This window comes from Aminiphilus circumscriptus DSM 16581 (genome assembly GCF_000526375.1).
GTDB classification, from domain to species: Bacteria; Synergistota; Synergistia; order Synergistales; family Aminiphilaceae; genus Aminiphilus; species Aminiphilus circumscriptus.
In genome coordinates this window covers 56,412-76,107 of record NZ_JAFY01000005.1, presented here as the reverse complement: position 1 = coordinate 76,107, position 19,696 = coordinate 56,412, and the positions used below count along the sequence as shown (strand labels likewise).

Genomic DNA, 19,696 nt, shown 5'->3' with positions numbered 1-19,696 from the left:
ACCGGTTCCGAAACGGGAAAATCTTTTGTAAGAGGATGCTCGAGACCGTTATATAATGGGGTGGCTGGCCACCCCGTTTTTCATTATTCAGAGACCGACAAGAAAGGAGATCCCTTGCCGTGCATTCCATGCTGTTGATTTTCGGGTTCTTCCTGTTGCTTTTACCGTGGGTAGGGCTTGTGCTTCTCCTCTTCTTTCTGTTCTTGTTTCTGCTTCTCCTGCCACTCGGTTTTGCGGCGAACTCCTTTTTCTGGCTTGTCGAGGGCCCTCGGAGGATCTTTCGTGTTCTCACGAACAGGGCGGTTCGTCGCAACCATGCACTGGAACATGCTACGGTAAACGTCCTGGAGGAACGCTTCGGCCCCCTGAACATTTCCGGACTTGCCAGCGACGATGGATTTTCCCTGAGGGGGGGCATTCTGGATCCTGCTGTCGTGATTGAGGCGGCTCGACAGGCGCTTCGTCGACTGCGTGACGGAGAGGTGCACCTTGCGCTTCACCGGAAGTGCGGAACAACCATCATCGTGACGAATACCCTTGCATCGCTCCTGTTTCTTCTTCTTCTCGTCCTGTCGGGACACGTCACTTTTCTCTCCATCGTGCTGCTTCTTTTTCTCGCTCAGTTGATCGGCCCCGCGGCAGGAATGTTTGTGCAGAAATACATGACTACGGCGGTGGATGTGGAGCGACTGGAGATTGCGGGCATCGAGATCAGGGGGAACAGGGTTGTGCACTCCATGCGAATGCGCTTTGTGCTTCCCGAGGAACTTTTTATTGCCACGCGCCAGCGCGGGGACGTTCGCGAACCGGAGATCCTGTTCTGATGCGGGGTGTCGAGGCGGCGCTTCTCGTCTGGGAAGAAGTAGAGAAAGGCGCTTTCGCGTCGGAAAAACTTCGTGCAGTGACGGCGGATGTTGTGGGAACGGAGCGGACTCTTGCGACGACGCTCGTATACGAGGCGCTCCGGCGAAAAACCCTCTGGGAGCATCTCCTGGAGAAACTTGTAAGACGCCCTCTCGCGGAACTGGGAAAGGATGAACGAGCCGCCCTTCTTCTTGGAACGGCAGGTCTCTGTTCGCTTCGGACGTTTGCACCCGCAGTGCTTGTGAGCGCGCTCGTGTCGGAGATGAAGCGACGCAGAGGACACGGTGCGGCGAATTTCGTCAATGCCGTGTTGCGTGGGGTCGTGGAAACGGCGCCTGCATTGATGGAAGATCTGAAATCGAGTGCCACCCTCAAGGAATTTGCGCTCTTCCGAGGTATTCCCCAGTGGGCGGCATCTCTTTGGGAGCGGGAAATCGGCGGGGCCCAGGCAAAAAGACTGATCCGCCTTCTCGCTATGAAAAATTTTGCTTCCCTGCGTCTTGCCTCCGAAGGGGAGCGCACGGCCTATCTGGAGGAGTTGCGGTGTTGCGGTGTTCGCGCCTGGCCTTCGCCGCTCCTTCCTTTCGGTGTGAGAACGGCGTCGACGCTTCATCCTCCAGCGCTCCCCGGTTTCGCTGCGGGAAGGGTTTCCCTGCAAAGCGAATCCGCCATGCTTGTCGGCAAGATTGTCGCTTCTTTCTGGGAGGCGGGACGGGGCGTTCTTGACATGTGTGCCGGAAGAGGCGGTAAGACGGCTCTGTTGGCGCAACTTCTGCCGGAAGCCAGAATCGAGGCATGGGAGTTGTCCCTAGGCAAGGCAAGGGCTCACGAAAGGGAGATGAGGCGTCTCGGCTTTTCGGAGAGGATACGCCTTTCCCATGGTGATGCCCTGGTCCTCGAACCGGAGGAGCCTCCGGGCATGGTCCTCCTTGACGCGCCGTGTACGGGAAGCGGAACCTGGGGACGCCATCCGGAAGGGAAATGGCGACTTTCGGAGAGGCATGTGTCTCTCTGTGCGGAGCTTCAGAAGGAACTTTTGTCCAAAGCCGTTCGGATGGTTGCCCCGGGAGGCTATGTAGTGTACGTTACGTGCAGTCTCTTTCGGGAGGAAAACGAACAAGTGGTGGCGGATGCCCTGAGCCGTTTCCGGAATGTGGTGGACATACCCTTTGCCGGAGGGAAACCCTTCCAGAAGGGACGTCCTTGGGGTGCGGTGTTATGGCCTCTTCTTCCCTGGCTTGACGGTTTTTATGTCTGTGTGCTCAAAAAGCGGGAGTGACGAGCCGTGTTTGCATGACGAACCACGTTCTTAATGGAAAAGAGGCGTGTGAGGGATGCGGGAATGACAGCCTTCCGGAGGAATGCGGTCGGGAAGGGGAGGAAGCGAAAAAATCATGAAAAAAATAGTCACGTTGACCTTGTTTCTCGTGTTTCTTGTAGTTTTGGGATCGGGAGTGTTCACCGTCTACGCTGTTTTTTGGGGAGGTAAGGAGGTTTCCGTTCCTTCCTTGGAGGGAATGTCCATCATCGAAGCGGTGGATGTCGCCCAGCGCATGGGATTGGTCGTGCGCGTGGATCAGGTCGATTCGCTCAAGAAGTCCGGACTGGTGCTGTCGCAATGGCCTACCGCGGGGACGCTTGTGAAGAACGGGAAAGTCCTTATCCTCAAAGTCAGCAAAGGCGGGCAGCGCTTTCCCCTTCCCGACGTCCGGGGTATGGAATATGAGCAAGCCCTCAGAGCGCTGCAGGAAGAGGGATTCACCGCGGGAGATGTGATCCGGATCTCCAACCCGCAGGTGCCGCCCGGCGTGATCGTCGCTCAAAGTCCTGCCGCTCCCGCAGCGGTTCCCCGAGAGACGCGAGTGGATCTCCTCGTGAGCCTTGGCGGTGCCAAGGCCGGAACCGCCGTTGTTCCGGATTTGGCGGGACGGAGCGAAGCCGAGGCGAAGCGTCTTCTCGAAGGTTCGGGACTCAAGCTTGGGACTGTGCGGTATCTTTATACGCAGACCACACCTCCCGGTGTGGTGATGCGCATGGAACCCGCAGCTGGGAAAACCGTGAGCCAAGGAACGCGAGTGGAGATTATCGTTGCCTCCGCCCAGAAACCCAAGGAGACGCCTTCACAGGAAGTCACCGCTCCCGGAGCGGTGACAATCCCTGGACAGCAAAAGCCGGGACAGCAGACCGTCGTGGTGGAACAACCCTCCCAGCCGTTGCCCCAGGGAAATGAACCGGCTCGCCCGACGCCGGTCCCCCAGACGCCACCGCAGACATCTCCCGAGGATGTGAAGAAACTGGCCAAAATACGGTATCAGGTGCCTCCCTTGACGAAGCCTCTGGAATTGCGCATCGAGATTGTGGATGTCAAGGGGACGAGACAGATCTTGAAAAAGGAAGTCAAAGGCGGCGAATACATCACTCTCAACGAGCCCTATCAAAGCGAAGCAGCGGTGACGATCTACCTCGGAGGCGATTTCGTGTGGCAGGACAGGTATCGATGAATCTGTTCCAAACCAGGGAGCGCCGGCCTCTCCTCGCACCTTCTTTGCTTGCGGCGGATCCACTCGGGATACGTGCTCATATTGATGCACTGAATGGAGCGCATCACTGGCTTCACCTGGATATCATGGACGGACATTTTGTGCCGAACCTCTCTTTTGGTCCGGCGTTTCTGGGGGCGTTGCGACGTACCTACCCGGAAGTGCCGATGGATGTGCACCTCATGGTGGTTTCTCCGGAATCCTTTTTCGTTCCCTTCGCGACTCAGGGGGCTGATGTTCTCACTGTGCATGTGGAGGCCACGCCTCACATTCATCGCCTCCTTCAATCCGTTCGGGAATTGGGGGTTCATCCGGGTGTCACGCTCAATCCGGGAACGCCGGTGGAATTTCTGTACCCGGTGCTTCATCTGGTGGATTTAGTGCTCGTTATGTCCGTAAATCCGGGTTTTGGAGGACAATCCTTTCTGCCGGAAGTTGTGCCGAAAATCGAGGCGCTTCATCGTTTCCGCGAGGTGCAGGGGCTTCGGTTTCTCATCGAGGTTGACGGCGGCGTTTCCGCGGAGAACGCGGAGTGCCTCGTGAAAAGCGGGTGTGACGTTCTCGTGGCGGGGAACTCCGTGTTCGGTATGCCACATCCGGAACTGGCGGCGAAGGCTTTGCTGGAAGCGGGAAGGAGGGGGTTGAACCGTGGATGAGGGACACGTGTCCTTTGGAGAGCTTGGCGCCAGAGCACGGGAAATGAGGCTGGCAAAGGGCATTTCCCTCTCGGAGGTTTCTTTGCACACGCGCGTGAGAGAACACATCCTTTCCGCCATTGAAGAGGGACGCTTGGAGGACCTGCCAGCGGCAGTCTACGTGCGCGGTTTCGTCAAATCTTACCTGTCCTTTCTTGACGCGGAGGACCTGTGGCCCGCATTTGAGAGGGCAATCCCGCTTTCGGGTGCGACGAACGTCACGCATGCATTGGGTACGTATTCCACCGCCACGAAAGGCTTTCGTCGTGTCACCCGAAGGGGTGCCTACATTCTTCTCGTGTTGCTTGTCATCGCGGCGGTGGCATTTGCCTGGAGTCAGTGGGATACGATACGGCGCAGTGTCGCGGAGCGCACAGCTCCCTCTGCGGTGGTGGTTCCCCCCCACATTCCGGAAGAAGAGACTCCGGAATCCCTTCCGGAGGTTGTTGGCGGCACTGGAACGACGAGCCCAGAAATTTCTCCCGCAGAAGTGGCGCGAGTGCTTTCCGAAATGTTCCCGAGCCCGGACCTTTCGCCCGATGCGCTGCAGGTGTTGCTGCCCCTCTCCGATGAAGTTCCTCCTGTCTCGGAGGGAGCCGCTGGTGTGAAAAGTGTCGATTTCCCCTGGCTTCACGAGATGGCTCAGGCAACCCCCCAACCGCAGGAGGAGCCGACGGATCTTCTTCGCGTTGCGACTGCAGGAGCCTGCTGGGTACAGGTTCGCCAGGGAGAACGGATCCTTTATACAGGAACGATGCAGAAGGGGGACTCGAAGGAGTTCTCCGTGTCCGCCGAAACGAGTGTCCGGTTGGGGAATCCTGCAGTGGTGACGATCACATGGCAGGGAAAGAGCCTTCCTGCTTCGGATGGAACAGGCAAGCCCCGAACGATTCGCTTTACTCCCCAGGGGGAGATGCGATGACCATGGAGCGCTTTGGTCGGAAAGCATCCGGCGCATGAAAATCCACCTTTTAAGTCTCGGATGTGCGAAAAATCAGGTGGACAGCGAGCGCTTCGCCGGCATTGTCCGGGAGGGCGGACACTGTCTCGTCGACGATGTCTCCGCTGCGGAGATGGTTCTCGTGAACACCTGCGGTTTTATCGCGTCCGCCGTCGAGGAGGGAGTGGATGTTCTCCTCGACCTGGAACAATTGAAAAATCAGGGGGCCATCAAGAAGATCGGAGTCCTCGGCTGTTTGGTGGAACGGTATGAAAAAGAGCTTCGTCAGGAGCTTCCCCTGGTTGATTTTTGGGGTGGCGTTGAGGCGTGGGAATCCCTCAAATCGTTTCTCGGCGTGCCTTCGTCAGCCGATCCGTGTCGTGCCCTCTTCCCCGGCATCTCTTCCTGGTCGCGTTACCTGAAAATCGCCGAGGGGTGTGACAACCGCTGTAGTTATTGCACGATTCCATCCATTCGAGGCCCCCTGAGAAGCCTTCCGCCTGCCGAGGTAATTACCGAAGCAGAGCGCCTTGTGGAAGCGGGAGCTCGCGAAATCTGCCTAGTGGCGCAGGATCTCACCATGTACGGTGCCGATTTCGGTGAAAACGCCCTGCTTCCTCTTTTGGCGGATCTTTCCCGCTCTTTACCGTCGCATCTCTGGCTCCGCCTGCTCTATCTCCATCCCGATCGGGTCGATTGCCGTTTCTGGGATGCCCTACGGGCTTTTCCCCAGGTTCTTCCCTACGCGGATATTCCGGTGCAGCACGCGGATGCCCGCATCCTCTCCGCAATGAACAGAAGGGGCGAGGGATCGGTCTTTGCCAGGAGCCTTCTTTATGCGAGAGAGTTGGACCCCGATTTCACCCTTCGCACCACCGTCATGGTGGGATTTCCGGGAGAGGACGAGAAGGCTTTTTCGAATCTCCTGCGCTTTATCGAAGAAATTCGGTTCGACCGCCTGGGAGGGTTCGTCTTTTCCAACGAGGAAGGAACCCCCGCAGCGTCTTTGGGGCAGCAGGTTCCCGCGGAAATCGCGAAGGGGCGGTTGGACCGCCTTATGCGGCTTCAGGAGGATATTTCCTATGAAAGGCAGCTCCGTTTCGAAGGTCGTACACTCGAGGTCCTCGTTGAGGAATACGACGCCGCCGCTGGCGTCGCTTGGGGACGTTCGTTCCGTGAAGCTCCGGAAGTGGACGGTGGAATCGAAGTTGCCGGTTGCGCCGGAATGCTTCTGCCTGGAACGGTCATTCCCGTTCGTATTACCGAGGTAACGGAGCATGACATGATAGGGGAGGCTCTTGCGCGATGAGTAGTAGTTTGGGTAACGCATGGTGTACACCCCTGGCCACACTGGGGGGACTGGGGCGCCTCACGGCGATGCCTGGAACGGTGGGTTCCGTGGCGGCTTTTCTCGCTGCGCTTCTCGTCCCGATTCCGCTGTGGGCGATCGCGGTGGTCGCCGTGGTCGGCGGTATAGCTTCCGATGTTCATGCACGCCGCACGGAAAATCCCGATCCTCCGGAGGTCGTGGTCGACGAAGTGGTGGGAACATGGATCGCCATGTTCGGCCATGCTCCCGCGAACGCTCTTGGGGCGCTGTTCCTTTTTCGCGTGTTGGACATTGTGAAACCTTTTCCGGTCTGTACTCTGGAAAGACTTCCCGGAGGCGTGGGAATCATGGCGGATGACATCGCCGCCGGAGTCGGTGCAAACCTGATTCTCCACGGATTCCTGTGGCTGTTCCTCCGGGGCGGTTTCGCCTCGTTCTTCGGATGAGCCGTGCCGTGATGTTTCGCAGGAGAGCCGCTCTCGTCGCCGTTGGTGATGAATTGCTCCGGGGAATCGGTCGGGAGGAGAATTGCCGCTATGCTGCGGAAAAACTTACTGCTCTGGGATGGGAAATCGCGGGAATGGAGATCATCGCCGACGACGTGAAGGCGATCGTGAATGCTTGTCACCGCTGGATAGGATCTGTGGAGCTTCTCGTGTTCTCCGGAGGTCTCGGTCCTACCCATGACGACAAAACCCGGAACGCCTTGGCGACTTTCCTGGAAGCGGAGCTGCTTCCGACCCCTCTTTTCGACGAGGTGATCAAGCGGTACGAGGGAGATCTCGAACGAAAGAGCCGCGTCGAGGAATTGCGTTTCTCGCAGGGGGCTATTCCCGCCTCCGCTGAAGCGATCTTCAACCCTCTCGGAACCGCGTTGGGAATCTGCTTCGATCATTCCGGTACAAGGGTTCTGTCGCTTCCGGGAGTGCCCTGGGAATTTCGGGCCATGGCGGATGAAACATTTTCCTCTCTGGAGAAGGGGGCGACAGTCTCCACGAAGATCCGCGTGGTCGGAATGGGAGAGACGGTTCTCGCCTCGCGCATTTCCCCGCTTCTTGCGGATTCTTCCCTGGCGGTTTCCATTTTGCCATCCCCGGAAGGCGTGACCGTCGTGCTCAGAGGCGAAGAAGCGGCTGTCCTCTCCGGTGAGAAAACAATGCGTCACCTGTTGCCCTGCGACTGCCTTCCACCAGGAGTGTCGACTCTTGAGGAGGCGCTTGTGCGTGCCGCGGAAGCAAGAGGTGTGACGTTTGCCACTGCCGAATCCTGCACAGGGGGTCTCGTCGCGTCCAGAATCACCGACGTACCAGGGTGTTCCGCCGTGTTCAAGGGTGGTGTTGTCTGCTATGCCGACGATATGAAGATGCGGCTCCTGGAGGTTTCGGAAGCCATTCTCCGCGAGGACGGAGCCGTGAGCGAACGGTGTGTTCTCGCCATGGCAGAAGGGGCAAGGACTGTGTGCAAAGGTGACATGGCCGTGGCTGTCACCGGCATTGCGGGACCTTCGGGAGGCTCGCCGCGTAAACCCGTGGGAACTGTGTGGATCGGCATCGCGGACGAAAAAGGATCCGAAGCGACACTCCATCGTCTTTTCGGAGATCGCTTCTTCGTGCGCGCCAGGACAACAGCGCTGGCGTTGGAGTGGTTGTGGCGTCGCGTCAAGGAGAAATGACCATGGACGAGCTTCTTCGCAGTTTTGTGTGCCTCCCCTTGCAGCATGATCTGCAGAAAAGGATTGCCGCATGGATACGCGAGCTGAAGAACACGGCCCCTTCATTGAAATGGGTACGCCCCGAGGCGCTTCACGTGACACTCAAATTTCTCGGAGCCCTTCCTTATCCGCTCCTCTGCGACTACTGCGAAACGCTGAGGAGAACGCTACAGGAAGAAAAAATCCCCGCAATCGCCCTCAGGCTCGAGAATGTAGAGATGTTGCCCCATTTGCGGGATCCTCGCGTTCTTTGCCTTCGGATTGGGGGAGATGTGGTTCTTTTGGAAAAGCTCCAACGGCTTGTTGAGGGCGTGGCGGAAACGAAAGGTATCCCCCGGGAAAAACGGCGTTTCCTGCCACATCTGACACTTGCGAGAGCCAGAGAACCAGGAGACTGCAGCATTTCCCTTTTTGAATCTCTCTCGTCGAATCCACTTCATGGCGTCGAATGGATCGGGAACACGCTTGTGGTTATGCAAAGCGATCTGCGACCGACGGGTCCCGTGTATACATCCATCAGCGAGCAGACGCTTTTACCCTCGTCGTAGGAGGATCGGAAGATGGCAAAACGAAAGGATCAGTTGACTCGGGAAGATATTCTCGACCAGGCTTTGGGAGATATCCGCAGCAAGTTCGGCGAGGGAGCGATCATGCGTCTGGGAGAACAGGCTAATCTGCCGCAGACGGAAGTGATCCCTACGGGAATTCTTCCACTTGACGTTGCTCTCGGTGTCGGAGGACTTCCAAGGGGGAGGGTCGTGGAAATCTTCGGTCCGGAGGGGTCGGGAAAGACGACCATCGCCCTTCATGCTCTGGCGGAGGCTCAGAAGCAGGGAGGCATCGTTGCCTTCATCGATGCGGAGCATGCGCTGGATCCCCGTCTGGCTGCCGCAGTCGGGGTGGACATCGCTTCCATGTACCTGTCTCAGCCGGACAGCGGCGAACAGGCGCTCTACATTCTCGACGCACTCGTCCGAAGTGGGGCTGTCGATATTGTCGTCGTGGACTCCGTCGCCGCCCTCAGTCCCCAGGCGGAGATCGACGGGAAGATCGGAGATCCTCAGCAGGTCGGTCTCCAGGCGCGGCTCATGTCTTACGCGTTACGTCGTCTCACTTCTTCCATTTCCCGAAGCAGGACGGTGGTGGTCTTCATCAACCAGCTCCGTGCCCAGATTTCTTCCGGATACGGTTCCGGCCCTTCGGAAACCACCACCGGCGGAAGAGCGTTGAAATTCTACAGCTCCCTCCGCATCGAGGTAAAGCGCGGTAAAGCCATGAACAAGGGAGACGACGCGATCGGGCACGAACTGTGGATCAAAGTAGTGAAAAATAAACTGGCGCCTCCTTTCCGGACAGCTCATACCACTCTCGTTTACGGAAAAGGCGTTCCCCGGGAAATGGCCGCGGTGGATATGGCACTGGACATCGGTGTCATCAAACGTAAGGGCTCCTGGCTCGCCTATAAAGGGGAAACCCTTGGGCAGGGAAAGGACAACCTCGCCAAATACTTCCAGGAGCACCCGGAACTGCTTGCGGAGATCGTCCAGGAAGTGCTTGCCCGAAAAACGCAGGGAATGGGTCTCGATTTGTCACCTCCGGACGCCTCTCCGGATGATGAGGAGGGAGGCAGTTCGCACCCCTCGGACGAGCTTCTGCTCGAGGAGGGCATCCTTGATCTCGATGTCTCGCAAATACAGATAGAGGAAAACAAGGACAACGCTTGATGCAAACCGGCACGGCCCTGCTCCGTGCCCCCCGCGTGGAGGCTTTTGCCGTGGAGGTTGCTCGTCTTTTCGCCACGGAAAAACTGTGTAAAAACTGAGCCAAAGGAGATGTTGACAGCTTTAGAGATGGCTGATAAAATATCCCTTGCGCTCCCAAGAGGAGCAAGCAACGCTTCAGCACCTTGACAAGTTCGAAGGCAGCAGAGAGAAAGACGGGAAGGGCGCCCTCGGAGTCGTGGAGCCGTAGGGGAGCAATCTTTTTATGGTGAAGCGTGAAGGGGAAGCCCTATCGGCGGAAGCCGAAGAGCGAGCAGCAGGAAAACTCTGGAGAGTTTGATCCTGGCTCAGGACGAACGCTGGCGGCGTGCCTAACACATGCAAGTCGGACGGGCATTTGGTGGAAGCTTGCTGAAGCCGGATGTTAGTGGCGGACGGGTGAGTGACGCGTGAGGACCTATCCGGAAGAGGGGGACAACAGTTGGAAACGACTGCTAAGACCCCATAAGCCGAGAGGTGAAAGGGAGCGATCCGCTTCCGGAGGGACTCGCGGGCTATCAGCTGGTTGGTGGGGTAACGGCCTACCAAGGCGAAGACGGCAAGCCGGCCTGAGAGGGCGACCGGCCACACTGGAACTGAGATACGGTCCAGACTCCTACGGGAGGCAGCAGTGGGGAATATTGGGCAATGGGGGCAACCCTGACCCAGCGACGCCGCGTGGAGGAAGAAGTCCCTCGGGATGTAAACTCCTGTTGTGTGGGAAGAAGCGAGTGACGGTACCACACGAGGAAGCCCCGGCAAACTACGTGCCAGCAGCCGCGGTAATACGTAGGGGGCGAGCGTTGTCCGGAATCACTGGGCGTAAAGGGCACGCAGGCGGACCGACAGGTCGTTTGTGAAAGGCGAGGGCTCAACCCTTGTTTGCGGACGAAACCGTCGGACTGGAGTACCGGAGAGGGAAGTGGAATTCCCGGTGTAGCGGTGAAATGCGTAGATATCGGGAGGAACACCAGTGGCGAAGGCGGCTTCCTGGCCGGATACTGACGCTCAAGTGCGAAAGCTGGGGGAGCGAACGGGATTAGATACCCCGGTAGTCCCAGCCGTAAACGATGAATGCTAGGTGTGGGTGCCGTCGGGCATCCGTGCCGGAGTTAACGCGATAAGCATTCCGCCTGGGGAGTACGGTCGCAAGACTGAAACTCAAAGGAATTGACGGGGGCCCGCACAAGCGGTGGAGCACGTGGTTTAATTCGATGCAAACCGAAGAACCTTACCTGGGTTTGACATGCACGTAGTACGGAACTGAAAGGTGAAGGACCCTCATTTCGGTGAGGGAGCGTGCACAGGTGCTGCATGGCTGTCGTCAGCTCGTGTCGTGAGATGTTGGGTTAAGTCCCGCAACGAGCGCAACCCCTGCGCCGAGTTGCCAACGCTACGGGCGGGAACTCTCGGCGGACTGCCGGCGACAAGCCGGAGGAAGGTGGGGATGACGTCAAGTCATCATGGCCCTTATGTCCAGGGCGACACACGTGCTACAATGGGCGGCACAACGGGAAGCGAAGGGGCGACCCTGAGCGGATCCTAAGAAAGCCGTTCCCAGTTCGGATTGGAGTCTGCAACCCGACTCCATGAAGCTGGAATCGCTAGTAATCGCGGATCAGCCAAGCCGCGGTGAATACGTTCCCGGGCCTTGTACACACCGCCCGTCACACCACCCGAGTCGGGTGCACCCGAAGCCGGTGGCCTAACCTTTTCGGAGGGAGGAGCCGTCGAAGGTGTGTCTGGTGAGGGGGGTGAAGTCGTAACAAGGTAGCCGTACCGGAAGGTGCGGCTGGATCACCTCCTTTCTAAGGAGCCCCGTATTCACTCTCTGCGCCTTCGGACTTGTAGGGTATAGAGAACCCGAAGCATCTTGACAACCGTAGCAGCAGCAAGAGGGAGAGGTATCAAGGGCACGCGGGGGATGCCTTGGCGCTTATGGCCGAAGAAGGGCGTGGCAAGCTGCGAAAAGCCGCGGGGAGGAGCAAGCATCCCGAGAACCGCGGATACCCGAATGGGGTAACCCGCCTCGTAGAAGACGAGGCGCCTCGCAAGAGGCGGCAACCCGGTGAAGTGAAACATCTCAGTAACCGGAGGAGAAGAAATCGAAGAGATGCCCCGAGTAGTGGTGAGCGAAACGGGCAGAGCCTAAACCGAGTACGTGCCAAGCCTGCGGGCGTTGCGTAGTCGGGGTCGAGGGACCGAATGCGAAGATGCCGCAGCGTCTTCCCGAAGTGAGCAAGTTCGTTTCTAGCCGAAAGGTGTTGGGAAAGCCTGCCGCAGAGAGTGAAAGCCTCGTAGGCGAAAGGAACGGACCTTCGGAAGTCGGATCCCGAGTAGGGCGGAGCACGTGAAATTCCGTCTGAATCAGGGGGGCCCATCCTCCAAGGCTAAATACCATAAGCGACCGATAGTGGAGCAGTACCGAGAGGGAAAGGTGAAAAGCACCCCTGGCGGGGAGTGAAAGAGACCTGAAACCGCGTGCCTACAAGCAATCGGAGCGGCGCAAGCCGTGACGGTGTGCCTCTTGGAAAATGAGCCGGCGAGTTTTTTTTCGTGGCGAGGTTAAGGACTAGGAGGTCCGGAGCCGCAGGGAAACCGAGTCCGAAGAGGGCGTAGAGTCGCGAGGAAAAGACCCGAAGCCCGACGATCTATCCATGGCCAGGTTGAAGATCGGGTAAAACCGATTGGAGGACCGAACCGGTGCCTGTTGAAAAAGTCTCGGATGAGCTGTGGATAGGAGTGAAAAGCTAATCGAGTCGGGTGATAGCTGGTTCTCCCCGAAATGCATTGAGGTGCAGCCTCATGGGCAGAAGGTCACGGGGGTAGAGCACCGGATGGGTGCGGGGGTCGCAGGACCTACCAAATCCAACTGAACTCCGAATACCGTAGACCGGATCCATGGGAGTGAGACTGCGGGTGAGAAGGTCCGTAGTCGAGAGGGAAACAACCCAGACCGACAGCTAAGGCCCCGAATGGCAAGCTAAGTGTGACAAGGATGTGGTGACGCCCAGACAGCCAGGAGGTTGGCTTAGAAGCAGCCACCCTTGAAAGAGTGCGTAATAGCTCACTGGTCGAGCGTTGCCGCGCCGAAAATGTGGGGGGCTAAGCTTGCAGCCGAAGCTTCGGATCGAGATCGGAAGATCTTGGTAGTAGGGGAGCGTTCCGTATGGGGAGAAGTCGAGTCGTGAGGCTTGGTGGACCGTACGGAAGCGAGAATGCCGGCATGAGTAGCGCGAAACATGTGAGAATCATGTTCACCGGAAGCCCAAGGATTCCTGGGGAAGGTTGATCCGCCCAGGGTTAGGCGGGACCTAAGCCGAGGCCGAAAGGCGTAGGCGATGGCCAGCAGGTAGACATTCCTGCCCCGTTTGGTGGCCGTTATTACCGAAGCGGTGACGCAGCAGGCTAGGTGTGCCGGGTGATGGACGTCCCGGTGCAAAGGCGTAGGGAGGATTCGTAGGCAAATCCGCGAGTCCATAATCCTGAGACCTGACGCGGAGCTTCCACGGAAGCGAAGACATTGACGCCCCACTGCCGAGAAAAGCCGCTAGGGAGGACATCGAGCGCCCGTACTGTAAACCGACGCAGGTGGGCTGGCTGAGCAGGCTAAGGTGAACGGGAAAACCCTCGTTAAGGAACTCTGCAAGTTAACCCCGTAACTTCGGGAGAAGGGGTGCCACCCTGGTGAAGAAAAGACTTTTGGAGCTGAGGGTGGCCGCAGAACCCAGGCCCAGGCGACTGTTTACTAAAAACACAGGTCTCTGCATAAGCCGTAAGGCGACGTATAGGGACTGACGCCTGCCCGGTGCTGGAAGGTTAAGGGGAGAGGTCAGCGCAAGCGAAGCTTTGAACCGAAGCCCCAGTAAACGGCGGCCGTAACTATAACGGTCCTAAGGTAGCGAAATTCCTTGTCGGGTAAGTTCCGACCTGCACGAAAGGCGTAACGATCTGGGCGCTGTCTCGACGAGGGACCCGGCGAAATTGTGGTACTGGTAAAGACGCCAGTTACCCGTGGTGGGACGGAAAGACCCCGTGGAGCTTTACTGTAGCCTGATATTGGATTTCGGTAGATCATGCACAGGATAGGTGGGAGGCATTGAAGCGAGGACTTCGGTTTTCGTGGAGCCGACGTTGGGATACCACCCTTGATGTGCTGGGATTCTAACGGCGTCGCGTGAATCCGCGCGCCGGACAGTGTCAGGTGGGCAGTTTGACTGGGGCGGTCGCCTCCCAAAGAGTAACGGAGGCGCGCGAAGGTTACCTCAGGGCGAATGGAAATCGCCCGTTGAGCGCAAGGGTATAAGGTAGCCTGACTGTGAGAGAGACATCTCGAGCAGGAGCGAAAGCTGGTCCTAGTGATCCGGCGGTGCTGTGTGGAAAGGCCGTCGCTCATCGGATAAAAGCTACCCCGGGGATAACAGGCTGATCTCCCCCGAGAGTTCCCATCGACGGGGAGGTTTGGCACCTCGATGTCGGCTCGTCGCATCCTGGGGCTGAAGCAGGTCCCAAGGGTTGGTCTGTTCGCCCATTAAAGCGGTACGTGAGCTGGGTTTAGAACGTCGTGAGACAGTTCGGTCCCTATCCACCATGGGCGTAGGGAATTTGAGGGGAGCTGCTCCTAGTACGAGAGGACCGGAGTGGACGCACCGCTAGTGTACCGGTTGTGGCGCCAGCTGCATAAGCCGGGTAGCCATGTGCGGAAGGGATAACCGCTGAAGGCATCTAAGCGGGAAGCCCACCCCAAGATGAGATTCCCCACTGGAGAGCCAGGTAAGGCGGCCTGAAGACGACAGGGTAGATAGGCCGGAGATGTAAGCGGTGAGAGCCGTTGAGTCGACCGGTACTAATCCGCCGAGGCCTCTTCCTCTTGAAATGCTGCGCAGGTTGTTGAGATGTTTCGGGTGCAAGAATTGGTTTCTGGTGGTCATGGCGGAGGGGACACACCCGGCTCCATGCCGAACCCGGAAGTTAAGCCTTCCAGCGCCGATGGTACTGCGGGGGGTACCCGTGGGAGAGTAGGTCACTGCCAGAAACCTAATATCGAAGAGATCCCGGAGAGAAATCTCCGGGATCTCTTTTTTCATGCCGTTTCTTCTCCTACGGAAGCCCTGAATAAAGACCTTTCGCTTTCCCTTGACTCGGGTCGCATCAGGCTCTGCGAGGCGCCCCGCGGGGTTGACGTAGCCTTATTCAGAGATTCCCAAACGCAACAGAGGTAAAACCGGATTCAGAGATGTCTCCACAATCGTACGCCATCTGCCGCACTTTTGTGGCCCGCTCTTTGAGGAGCGATACGTATTTATCCAACGCCTCTCGGCTCGCGCTCCGGAAGTCCTTTCCTTTGGGCAGGAACTCCCTGAGGAGGCCGTTGAGGAGGCCGTTGGTGTTTTCATTGCTTCTCCGTTCCCAGGGGCTATGGGGATGGGCGAAGTAGACCGGAACGCCGAGCACCGAACTCATCCGGGCATACCGGACCCGAAAAAACAGACGACCTTTCGAACGAATAAGAGCGCTCCCGGGAAAAAACTCCACCGATCCTGCAACGAGCCGGTGGAGTCGTCTTTTCCGGAACTATGAACTATGTGTTTCGCTGTGATCAGAAGTTGATCGGGGCAACGTGCCCCATCCACAAAAAGCCCCAGAGCACCGACTGATTTGCCAGAAGCGGTGTTTCCTGGTCATTCCAGGAATATTGATTGGTCTTTACCATCCTCGTCAGGGAATAAAGGTGGCGCTGAAGTACCTGGGGAGCAGTTTCACCCTTCCGGGCCTTCATCTGATACCAGCTTTGCCCCGTCCAGGCAAAGACCACCGTTGGTTCGTCGCCTTTCCATGCAAGGGGGACGCGAGGTTTGTCCAGAACTGCCATTCGATCCACAAAGCCTCTCCAGCGGGCTACCATTTGAAAATTCCCATTGTTGCTCCAGGAGGGAGACATCATGCCTGGTTGCACAACGGTGACGGGTTGCTGTGATGGGGTGCTCTGAATCGAAACGTAAGGAACCAGGGCAACTGCGGTCGGCACAACGGCGCCCACTACGAAATCAGTGCGAATGATGTGACCGTTTCCGGCGGAGGAACCGTAAAACCATACGCCTCCCGGTGCCTGGGTCACCGCGTAACCATCATAGGTAAGAAACCACCCCTGAGGCAACGTCGCGGGACGATAGACATGAAAGGTCATGCCAGCGTAAACGGGTTGTGCGACCAGAATGGGTTCGACCACATAGGTGGTGCACTCTCCGCCGCCGGCCAACGCCCCCAAGAACAAAGCCACTGCGAAAAGCAGTAAAACAAATCGACGCATAGACAGTCACCTTCCTTGCATCGGTTGTGAAATCCTTGAAAAAGCTTTTGCGAAACACCTTTGTCCAAAAAGCTCCCCGAAGAAAACCTTTGCCGCGGAGCAAATATCCCGTTTGACGCCCAAGAACACATGGAAAACACGAGAGTCTTGTCAGCAACTTCCGGCAGGGAAGAATCGCCTCTTCTTTAGTAAGGAAGCCCTGAATAAAGACCTTTGGCTTTTCCTTGACTCGGGTCGCATCAGGCTCTGCGAGGCGCCCTGCGGGGTTGACGTAGCCTTATTCAGAGATTTTATAAGTATAACATGTTTAAGGTGATCCAGTAACGTGCTCAATCCGAGTCGGGAGCAGTGTTGTTATCCTGTGAGACGTCTCCGGAAAGTGCTTGGGGAACGCTCTCCAAATCGGTAGTCGCCGAAGGTGAAAACCTGTCCAGAGAGGGTTGCTGCGGCGTAGCCGGCGTTGGTGGCAGAAAAACAGGACTTCCCGGTGTCGCCGGCGGAATTGTTGGCGGATCCTGAAGAGGAACGGTTGGTGCGCCTTCGGAAGGAACTGGCGGCATATACAGAGGCGTTTGAGGAATCGGGGTTTCTTCTTCCGAGGGTTGCGCCGGCGAAAGCGAAAGATTCTGTTGGGGAAGAGGTGTTCCTGTCGCTGTCGATGTCCCTGATTGTGACGTTGGTGCGGGTGGAACGTAGACAGGTACGCTCTTCGAGGAGGATGGATGCTGTTGCTCTCCCGACGGGAGCGGCGTTGCGGGTTTCACAACGACGGGAGAGGAAAGAGGAACCCGAGGCCGTGTCGAACTCGGTTTGTTCGAGGAAGGGGAAGGATCGGTAAAAACCGGCTCCAGTTGTTCCTGCTGTTCTGACAGGCTCGGGAACGGTTCGGAAAGTTCGATCCGGGGAACTCCTCCAGGTGGGACGACCATGCCCTGTGGGGACGGCATGATCGGTACCACGCCGCCCTGCTGTGGAAATGTGCCTGGAGCCGCCATCGGGAGCATTTGTGGAGCGGGTCCCTGTACGACACCCTGGGGAACAAGGATTTCCACCGGGTGTACCTGAGGCGCAATGTAGTAGGCCTGGCCTTTCGGGATTATCGGTTGCGCACCGAAGGGTTGCTGTGCGGGATCCCAAAGGGGAAGTGCATTCCCGTCCTCGTGGGCGGCGAGGATCCTTGAAAGAGCCGGGTATTCGGGGTCCACCTCGAGTGCCGTGCGGTAGGCTTCCTGGGCTTTTTCGAGATTTCCTGCTCCTTCCTGTGCCTTGCCAAGCCAATACCACCCGTCCGCGGATCTCGGGCGTTCCTTGACGTACTGCCGGAGATAGGCGACGGCTTTCGTGAACCGTCCTTCAAGGCACAGCTGTTGTCCTGCTTTCCAGGCGAGACGAAGGACATCCTCGTCCTCGTTTTCTGAAACCGATTGTTGTACGGATATTTGTCCTGAAGGGGCTGCCGTGGTTCCGGAGGGAAAAAGGAGAATCCCCCAGGCACAGACAAAGGCAAGCCATCCGAAGAAGAATCTGCCGAGAGGAGGAAGCTCCTGCTCTTGCTTTCCCCTTGCGAAGGGAACGATTCGTCGAATCATGATTCAGAAACCTTCTCCTTTCCTCGGTTTGTAGATCGGCACGGAAACCAGGTCGCGCAAGCGGATGGGGTTTTTGGAATCTTCTTTGGTGACGACCACGATCGCCTCCCGTTCCTTGATGAAGGTCACGGTCACTTCGCCGATGAGCTGCGGAAGCAGGACCACGGGATTTTCGGGATCCACAGTGATATAGGTGTCGCTCCGCATGACGGAAAGCACGTCGCCTACTTTGAGAGAATCATATTTCCCGAGAGAGAGAATGTATTCCCGCCTCTCCTTAGTGGAAGTTGCTGTGGGGGCGATAAGTCGCCCGAGAATACGGAACCCCGTGTACCCCCGTACGAGATCGTCCACCGCCTGACGGCAGGCCTGCTGGATGGTCGCCCAGTACACGCTGCGGGAAAAAGATTCCCAGTAGGGGGATTTGCTGGGGTCGTAGTCCGGGTCAAAGGTGAGGCGCGCCTCTTTCGCTTCGATGACGCTCCTGTTGCGGACGCTGCCTGAAGTCCCGTCGTAGACGGTCATCCGCAACGCCACGGATCCCTTGGTGGTCGTTCCCACGGGGATGGGAGTGCCGGTTCTCTTGGGGAGAAAACGGTACAGTTCGACCTCCACGGCGAAATCTTCGCCTCTTCGTGCACCGGAGAGCCAGAGCGCGCGGTCTTCTTCATCCAGGGTGGAGACATCGGCCAAGGGAGACTGTTTCAACAGCTCCGAGAGGAACCGACCGATCTTTTCCGGGAGGACGTCCTGCGGGTAGTATTTGTTCGGCCATACCACGATTTCCGTGTCGTTGCGCACGGGGAAAAGGGCAATGGAAACTCCCTCGCGGGGAATGATTTCCGCCCGGGCCGAGGAAACGATTCCCACAAGAGCGACGATGATCGCTCCGGAAAGGAAACGAAAAAAACGTTTCTGAGCGCCGTTTGTCATGAGCCGCATCACAATCCTTCCGGGAAAAGCGTGCGGAGAAGTGTCCGCATTCGTACGAATCCGCTTCAGGTATCGGAGGCGGAAGGGAAAAGGTTGAGATGGCAGGGAAGTTTTTCCCCATCCGGAGAGAATTTTCGGGACGAGTAAAGCACATACGCTCCGAACGTACAGTCTGACGATGAAAGAGACGGGCGAATACGACAGAGAAGGGTATCACGTCCCGTTTTCGGAAACGAGAGAAAATCGTGTGTCCACCGCCTTGAAAAAGGCATCGATATCCTCTTCCACCAGGAGGGAGATTCGCCTCTTGGGAAGGTAGTCGAAGGAAAGAGACCCTCTATTGACCACGACAATATCCCTTCCGGCATAAGCGGGGAGAAGCGCCGCAGGGGTGACCGTCAGAGATGAACCGACCACGAAGAGCAGGTCCGAGGTTTTTACCAGGTGTACACACTCCTCCAGGTGTCGTACCTGTTCGCTGAAAAAGACAATATCCGGTTTGAGTACACCTCCGCAGAAATCGCAGCGGGGGATGTCCGTTTCGAAGGCCTTCCTTGTTGTCTCCTCGCGGGAATAGGTTCGGGAGCACCGGACGCAGGTGCTTGTTTCGATCCCGCCGTGAATTTCCAGCACGTGGGATGATCCTGCCCGTTGATGGAGGCCGTCGATGTTCTGGGTCACGATGCCCTTGAGGATTCCTTTCTGTTCAAGGGCCGCGAAGAAGCGGTGTGCGAACGTGGGTCGGACGGTATCGAGAAGAGTGAGGAACGCCCTGTGAAAGCGATAGAAGAGTGTGGGGTTTCGAGAGAATTCCGAGAGATCGAAAATGCGCTCGGGGTCGGCGATTCCCGCGGTTCGATAGAGTCCGTTCGGACCTCGGAAATCGGGGATGCCCGCGCTTGTGGACATGCCCGCTCCGCTGAGGAGGACAACATTTTGGGCCTGTTCGAGCATTGCGGCGCAGCGCGTCACCTGTTCATCAAAAGCTTGCGGCATGAGGTACACCTCCTGAAAGGCTCTTCCG

At 57.6% G+C, this 19,696-nt stretch carries 15 protein-coding genes and 3 rRNA genes; 13 read left to right on the top strand and 5 right to left on the bottom strand.

The genetic code is table 11. The features are described from left to right. Positions 1 to 128: 128 nt before the first annotated feature. The 13 genes from K349_RS0107435 to rrf all read left to right on the top strand — a co-directional run bounded on the left by K349_RS0107435 (position 129) and on the right by rrf (position 14,875). The gene (locus K349_RS0107435) at positions 129 to 824 is read left to right on the top strand and encodes a DUF6391 domain-containing protein (RefSeq protein WP_034265347.1); all 696 of its coding nucleotides are present in this window, start codon (positions 129 to 131) and stop codon (positions 822 to 824) included. After that, on the top strand, positions 824 to 2,143 hold the full coding sequence (locus tag K349_RS0107430) for an RsmB/NOP family class I SAM-dependent RNA methyltransferase (RefSeq protein ID WP_029165228.1): 1,320 nt from the start codon (positions 824 to 826) through the stop codon (positions 2,141 to 2,143). The genes K349_RS0107435 and K349_RS0107430 overlap by 1 nt, the downstream gene beginning before the upstream one ends. A gap of 115 nt (positions 2,144 to 2,258) precedes the next feature. Further along, the gene (locus K349_RS0107420; RefSeq protein WP_029165227.1) at positions 2,259 to 3,365 is read left to right on the top strand and encodes a PASTA domain-containing protein; all 1,107 of its coding nucleotides are present in this window, start codon (positions 2,259 to 2,261) and stop codon (positions 3,363 to 3,365) included. Then, positions 3,362 to 4,060, top strand: a complete 699-nt coding sequence (gene rpe, locus K349_RS0107415) for a ribulose-phosphate 3-epimerase (RefSeq protein ID WP_034265232.1) — start codon at positions 3,362 to 3,364, stop codon at positions 4,058 to 4,060. Before K349_RS0107420 ends, rpe begins: the two co-directional genes overlap by 4 nt. After that, positions 4,053 to 5,021, top strand: coding sequence for a helix-turn-helix domain-containing protein (locus K349_RS0107410; protein WP_029165225.1), 969 nt, complete (start codon positions 4,053 to 4,055; stop codon positions 5,019 to 5,021). Before rpe ends, K349_RS0107410 begins: the two co-directional genes overlap by 8 nt. 34 nt (positions 5,022 to 5,055) lie before the next feature. Next, entirely contained in the window at positions 5,056 to 6,348 is a 1,293-nt protein-coding gene (rimO, locus tag K349_RS0107405; protein WP_029165224.1) for a 30S ribosomal protein S12 methylthiotransferase RimO, read from the top strand. Next, positions 6,345 to 6,815 (top strand): phosphatidylglycerophosphatase A family protein, encoded by a 471-nt coding sequence (locus K349_RS0107400; RefSeq protein WP_029165223.1) that lies wholly within the window; start codon positions 6,345 to 6,347, stop codon positions 6,813 to 6,815. The genes rimO and K349_RS0107400 overlap by 4 nt, the downstream gene beginning before the upstream one ends. 11 nt (positions 6,816 to 6,826) lie before the next feature. Next, positions 6,827 to 8,041, top strand: coding sequence for a nicotinamide-nucleotide amidohydrolase family protein (locus K349_RS0107395; protein ID WP_029165222.1), 1,215 nt, complete (start codon positions 6,827 to 6,829; stop codon positions 8,039 to 8,041). A gap of 2 nt (positions 8,042 to 8,043) precedes the next feature. Beyond that, complete coding sequence (gene thpR, locus K349_RS0107390) at positions 8,044 to 8,628, top strand: RNA 2',3'-cyclic phosphodiesterase (protein ID WP_029165221.1); 585 nt, start codon at positions 8,044 to 8,046, stop codon at positions 8,626 to 8,628. A 12-nt stretch (positions 8,629 to 8,640) separates the two neighbouring features. After that, complete coding sequence (gene recA / locus K349_RS0107385) at positions 8,641 to 9,804, top strand: recombinase RecA (protein ID WP_029165220.1); 1,164 nt, start codon at positions 8,641 to 8,643, stop codon at positions 9,802 to 9,804. Positions 9,805 to 10,125: 321 nt separating this feature from the next. Then, positions 10,126 to 11,648: ribosomal RNA gene (locus K349_RS0107375) — 16S ribosomal RNA — on the top strand. Between the two features lie 89 nt (positions 11,649 to 11,737). After that, positions 11,738 to 14,710: ribosomal RNA gene (locus K349_RS0107370) — 23S ribosomal RNA — on the top strand. A gap of 49 nt (positions 14,711 to 14,759) precedes the next feature. Then, positions 14,760 to 14,875 (top strand): 5S ribosomal RNA (gene rrf, locus K349_RS0107365). The 16S, 23S and 5S rRNA genes sit together here, the layout of an rRNA operon. Before the next feature lie 158 nt (positions 14,876 to 15,033). On the opposite strand, the gene K349_RS20085 is transcribed toward rrf, so the two are convergent. From K349_RS20085 to K349_RS0107340, 5 genes are all read right to left on the bottom strand, one after another. Then, the gene (locus tag K349_RS20085) at positions 15,034 to 15,294 is read right to left on the bottom strand and encodes a hypothetical protein (RefSeq protein WP_157367327.1); all 261 of its coding nucleotides are present in this window, start codon (positions 15,292 to 15,294) and stop codon (positions 15,034 to 15,036) included. A gap of 145 nt (positions 15,295 to 15,439) precedes the next feature. After that, positions 15,440 to 16,108 carry a hypothetical protein gene (locus K349_RS0107355; protein ID WP_157367326.1) on the bottom strand — a complete coding sequence of 223 codons (669 nt, stop codon included), beginning with the start codon at positions 16,106 to 16,108 and terminating at the stop codon, positions 15,440 to 15,442. 371 nt (positions 16,109 to 16,479) lie between these two features. After that, the gene (locus K349_RS20080) at positions 16,480 to 17,739 is read right to left on the bottom strand and encodes a tetratricopeptide repeat protein (protein WP_084460278.1); all 1,260 of its coding nucleotides are present in this window, start codon (positions 17,737 to 17,739) and stop codon (positions 16,480 to 16,482) included. A 3-nt stretch (positions 17,740 to 17,742) separates the two neighbouring features. Further along, positions 17,743 to 18,681, bottom strand: coding sequence for a FlgT C-terminal domain-containing protein (locus K349_RS0107345; RefSeq protein WP_029165216.1), 939 nt, complete (start codon positions 18,679 to 18,681; stop codon positions 17,743 to 17,745). A gap of 204 nt (positions 18,682 to 18,885) precedes the next feature. Continuing rightward, the gene (locus tag K349_RS0107340; protein WP_029165215.1) at positions 18,886 to 19,668 is read right to left on the bottom strand and encodes an SIR2 family NAD-dependent protein deacylase; all 783 of its coding nucleotides are present in this window, start codon (positions 19,666 to 19,668) and stop codon (positions 18,886 to 18,888) included. Between the last annotated feature and the right edge of the window lie 28 nt (positions 19,669 to 19,696).